This window comes from Herbiconiux sp., assembly GCF_023264855.1.
GTDB lineage: Bacteria > Actinomycetota > Actinomycetes > Actinomycetales > Microbacteriaceae > Herbiconiux.
The window spans coordinates 1-4168 of sequence record NZ_JAHFUW010000094.1 but is presented as its reverse complement, the minus strand read 5'-3'; the positions used below and the strand labels follow the sequence as shown (position 1 = coordinate 4168).

At 66.1% G+C, this 4168-nt stretch carries 5 protein-coding genes; all 5 read left to right on the top strand.

Annotation, left to right across the window (positions count from 1 at the left end; translation table 11 throughout):
• Positions 1-791: cytochrome c oxidase assembly protein (locus tag Q0D75_RS20910; RefSeq protein ID WP_291057809.1), on the top strand; the 791-nt coding region annotated here is incomplete at its 5' end.
• Positions 788-1432 (top strand): copper resistance protein CopC, encoded by a 645-nt coding sequence (locus Q0D75_RS20905; protein WP_291057807.1) that lies wholly within the window; start codon positions 788-790, stop codon positions 1430-1432. The genes Q0D75_RS20910 and Q0D75_RS20905, both read left to right, overlap by 4 nt.
• The gene (locus tag Q0D75_RS20900; protein ID WP_291057805.1) at positions 1432-1794 is read left to right on the top strand and encodes a DUF6804 family protein; all 363 of its coding nucleotides are present in this window, start codon (positions 1432-1434) and stop codon (positions 1792-1794) included. The genes Q0D75_RS20905 and Q0D75_RS20900 overlap by 1 nt, the downstream gene beginning before the upstream one ends.
• Positions 1795-2735: 941 nt before the next feature.
• Positions 2736-3863 carry a M23 family metallopeptidase gene (locus Q0D75_RS20895; protein ID WP_291057803.1) on the top strand — a complete coding sequence of 376 codons (1128 nt, stop codon included), beginning with the start codon at positions 2736-2738 and terminating at the stop codon, positions 3861-3863.
• A partial coding sequence (locus Q0D75_RS20890) for a cytochrome c biogenesis protein ResB (RefSeq protein ID WP_291057800.1) occupies positions 3860-4168 on the top strand: 309 nt, incomplete at its 3' end. The genes Q0D75_RS20895 and Q0D75_RS20890, both read left to right, overlap by 4 nt.

Here is a 4168-nt window from a genome sequence, read left to right as displayed (position 1 = left end):
TCCTCGTCGGATGCGTCATCCTCATCGTCACGATGGGCGCCGGCCTCGAAGGCTACGGGTATCGCATGTTCTCCGTGTTCATGTTCCAGCAGCTCACCCTCATGATGGCCGTTCCGCCCCTGCTCATCCTCGGGTCCCCAGGCACTCTGCTGCTGAAAGCCGTCCCTCACCGCGGCCCCGGCACGTACGTCCAACGCGCCGCCCTGGCCGGACTCCGGTCCCGTGCCGCACGTATCGCGCTGCACCCGGCCGTGATGATCCCGCTATTCCTGTTCACCTTCTACGGCCTCTACCTCAGCGGCATCGCAAGCGCGCTGCTCGGAACCTGGACTGGCCACGTCGGCCTCGAGCTGCTGTTCCTCGTCAGCGGGATTCTGTTCACCATCCCGCTCATCTCCGCCGATCCGCTCCCGGCCCGACAGACCCACCTCGGACGCCTCCTCGACGTCTTCGCAGAGATGCCGCTGCACGCCTTCTTCGGCGTCATCATCATGCTCGCGTCACTGCCCCTGGTTACTTACTTCGCTACACCGCCGCCCTCCTGGGGGATCGACCCGCTCCAAGACCAGCTCGTCGCCGGCGCCCTTGCCTGGTCGTACGGCGAACTTCCCACCCTGATCATCGTGCTCGTGCTGCTCTCCCGCTGGCACCGCGACGACACCACCCGAGCCAAAGCCGCCGACCGCCGCCACGACGTCCACGGAGACGCTGACCTCGACGCCTACAACGGCTACCTCCAACGCCTTAGCAGCCACAACACCGACGCCCGCAACCCGAAAGAAGCACCATGACACGCCGTACCCGCCACCGGATCTCCGCGGCCGCCACTGCCCTCCTTGCCGCAGCTGCAATCCTCTTCGGAGCAGCCCCGACTGCAACCGCGCACGACGCCCTCGCCGTCTCCACCCCTGGAATCGACGAGACCGTCACCACCCCGATCGCACAGGTGCAGCTCACTTTCAACGAAGCGCCTCTCGCCGGCTTCGACACCGGCATCGCGATCGCGGTCCTTGACCCCGCGGGCACGGACATCTCCACCGGCGAGATCACCATCGACAACACCACCCTCACCAAAACCGTGAGCCCCACAACGGCAGGTGCCTACCAGGTGCTCTGGCAAACCGTCTCCGCCGATGGACACCCAATCTCGGGCCAATACGGCTTCACCTACGCAGTCGAACCGATACCCACAGTCACCACCACGCCAACCGCGACCGAGACGCCAGAACCCACCACGGCCCCCGTGGAGACAGCCACCGATGCACCAGCGGAGACGCCAGCCGAAACGGCGGCTGCCGGCACTGACGTGTACTCGACGTTGTTCCCGATCGCGCTCGTTGGCGGCATCGTCGTCGTGCTCGCCATCGTCGCAGTCGCCATCGTCGTCTCGATCCGCAGCAAACGACGCAACGCCGAGCAGGACCCCCGCTGATGGCCAAGCGCGAAAACCGAACCCGCATCATCCGACCCGGCATGCTTCCCGCCGTGCTGGGAGCGATCGTGCTCCTGGCCAGCATCGGTCTGATCGGAACCGACTTCTACCTGTACGTCCGATACGGGGTCAGCATCCTGGCGTTGATCTTCGCCGTCATCGCCATCCAGTACCGGAAGTGGTGGTGGGGCCTGCCGATGCTGCCCCTCGCCGTGCTGTGGAACCCGGCCTGGCCGTTTGAGTTCACAAGCGAGGTCTGGCAGGTCCTGATCCTGGTCGGATCGGCATTCTTCATCGCCGTCGGTGTTCTTTTCCGCACCGTGGATACCAGCGGTCCCGTGCCGACCCGAAGCACCCGCTGAATGTCAGCGGTTCTGGTGGCGTTCCTTCAGACGCAGCCGTCTGGTCTGGAAACCGGACAGGCCACCCAACAAGAGACAACCGACCGCGAGAGGGACGGCGATCTCCCACCAGGAGTTCCCGGTCAGCAGGTTCGCGAAGAGGATCAGCAGGCACAACCCGTTCAGTCCCAACGCCAAATAGGCGAATTGGGCAGACGTCCAGCGTCGCCGTTGGGGAGGAGTGGGGCCAGAAGAAGACACGACATTCCATTCGCGGTTGCGGGCAAATCCCTCCGAGAGTACAGGATCTCGTTTACAATCGCTGTGACAGGGACCCCCGCAAGCGGAAGGCAGTGACACCCATGCGTCTTATGCCGCGTGCACTTCCTCGCCTTCTGCACACTGTGCTGCTCGCCCTACTGATCTGCGTCGCCGCGGCGACAGCGACGGTTCTTCACGCCGCCTCAACCAGTCACGACGCCGACGTCGCCGCGTCCGTGATCGTCCTCGACGCCACCCCGGCAACCCACGCCCCCGTCGGCGACGGTGGGGGAGTGGCGGACTGTCTCGGCGCGGTCATCATCTGTGTCGCGGCGATTGGTCTACTCGTGCTAGTCACGGCGCAGGCGCGCCGCTCCGCCCGTGCAGAACCCCTACCGGCCGCCGGAAGTGCACCGCCGCGCCCGTGGCTGTTGTCGTTCCAGCCGGTCGCCACGCGACAAATCACAGGCCTGCTCCGCATCTAGATTCCGCGATCCCTTGCACGCGCTTTAGCGCGCCCTCGTTCTCTTGCATCGGAAAGCAGACACCTCATGGCTCCCTCGACCCCGAGGGCCAGTCGTCGCACGCCGCGGCGCCGGTCCCGAATCCTTCTCTCGGTCGCACTCAGCTTTGCCATCACGGCAGGTCTTGCAACCACACCGTTTTCGGCCGCAGCCGAGGAATACCCGACCTGGTCGGAGGTGGAAGCCGCCCGCGCGGACGAGTCCACCAAACAAGCTCAGATCAGCGAGCTCACCGCACTCATCGGCCAGATCGAAGCGGATCTCGCCCAGGCGCAGCAACTCGCCCTCGATCTCACCAACGAGTGGGATCTCGCGCAGGATGCCCTCGACCGAGCCGGTGAGAAAGCTAGCGAGCTGGAAGCCCAAGCAGCCGTCGCCGAACAGGCCGCCGGCGCTGCGCGAGACACCGTCGGGCGGCTCGTCGGCTCGATGGCCAGAACCGGCGGCAGCGACCAGCTCAGCGCGCAGCTTCTTCTCTCCGGCGCTGACGCCGACAACTTCCTGGCCCGTCTCGCCACCACCTCGAGGCTGTCCGAGAACATCGACCAGCTGTACGTCAAGGCGGAGACCGCCAGCAACACCGCCCAAGCGCTCACCGACCAGGCCGACGTCGCCCAAGCCGAACGAGCCCGTCTCGCCGGCGAAGCACAGGTCGCCATGGACGCCGCCATCGTGGCATCTCAAGAGGTGGAGTATCAGCTCGGCCTGCAACTGCAGAACTCCGAGACCCTCAAAGCTCAGCTCGCCGTTCTGACAGAGAACCGTCAGGCCACCGAAGCCGACTACGCTCGCGGCGAAGAGATCCGTCGCGCGGCGGCAGCGGCTGCAGCGGCGGCCGCGGCTGCAGCGGCGGCCGCATCGAACGGTTCCCCGCAGCTGGACTCCGGGCAGCTTTCCGACCAGGGGTGGACACGCCCCGTCGGCGGCAGGATCTCCGACGGATTCGGGCCACGCGTCGCACCGACCGCCGGAGCGAGCTCCTACCACCGCGGCGTCGACCTCGGTGCCGGGTGCGGAACTCCCGTCTACGCCGCATCCGCCGGAACCGTGAACTACGCGGGCTGGTTCGGAGGCCTCGGCAACTGGGTACAGCTCAGCCACGGTGCGGGCGTGCAGACCAGCTACGCCCACAACAGCCAGCTCGTCGTCAGCCCCGGCGAATCCGTCGCCGCCGGACAACTCATCTCCCTGGCCGGCACCACCGGTGTCTCAACCGGATGTCACCTCCACTACGAAGTCACTGTCGACGGCACACGCATCGACCCCGAAGCTTTCATGGCCGCCCGCGGCGCACCCCTCGGATGAGCGCGCCCACCCAGTCGGACGTCTCGGACACCGACCCCCGCCGACCCGAAGACCATGTCGATTCCGAACTGCCGCGAACCTCAGCCGCAGCAGGATGGGGGCGATGGGCATGGCGGCAACTCACCAGCATGCGAACCGCGCTGTTCCTGCTTCTCCTGCTCGCCCTCGCATCCATCCCCGGATCATTGCTTCCCCAACGCAGCTCTGACCCCAACGGTGTCGTGCAATACCTCGACAACAATCCCGGAATCGCACCGCTTCTCGAAGCCGTCCAGGCCTTCGACGCCTACAGCTCCTTCTGGTAC

What these genes read in the sequence shown, in the direction of transcription:
- Q0D75_RS20900 (WP_291057805.1), top strand. Translation starts at nt 1,432, where the DNA reads ATGGCCAAGCGCGAAAACCGAACCCGCATCATCCGACCCGGCATGCTT.
- Q0D75_RS20905 (WP_291057807.1), top strand. Translation starts at nt 788, where the DNA reads ATGACACGCCGTACCCGCCACCGGATCTCCGCGGCCGCCACTGCCCTC.